The sequence below is a fragment of the Streptomyces sp. DH12 genome, from assembly GCF_020873895.1.
Taxonomy (GTDB): Bacteria; Actinomycetota; Actinomycetes; order Streptomycetales; family Streptomycetaceae; genus Streptomyces.
The window spans coordinates 1-471 of record NZ_JAHWGT010000900.1 but is presented as its reverse complement, the minus strand read 5'-3'; the positions used below and the strand labels follow the sequence as shown (position 1 = coordinate 471).

The following is a 471-nucleotide window of genomic DNA, read 5'->3' as shown; positions in this document are numbered from 1 at the left end:
CTTGATGACGTCGTCACGGAAGGCCACGAGGATGGCGCGCGGTCTGAGCTGCGGCACGCCGAAGTCGCTGGCTTCGAGGACTCCCCACTTCGCGACCGTATAGCCAAGACCTGGATCCTTGGCCATCTGGCCGTCGTCACCTCGGTACTCGCCGCCCTGCAGCCGGGCCGTAATCCAGTCCCGGTAGTCCGAGAACTTGGGGTCCATGATCCCGCGTACATTTTCAATCATGACGGCACGAGGCCTGAGAATGTCCACCAGCTCGAGCATGCGCGGGAAAAGATCCCGCTCATCATCCTTGCCGAGCTGCTTGCCGGCGTGAGAGAAGGGCGGGCAAGGCACGCCACCAGCCAGCAGATCGAGGCCTCGCATCCGCAGCAGCTCAGCGCTCTTCTTGATGTCCCGGTAAGGGTCGAACTCTTTGACGTCTGCGGACAGAACGTCGCAGTGCTCCCGCTCCCAGGCCCATAC

At 62.8% G+C, this 471-nt stretch carries 1 protein-coding gene; it reads right to left on the bottom strand.

The annotated features are described in order from the left end of the window. A partial coding sequence (locus LPA54_RS37690; RefSeq protein WP_228984932.1) for a DNA cytosine methyltransferase occupies nucleotides 1–471 on the bottom strand: 471 nt, incomplete at both ends.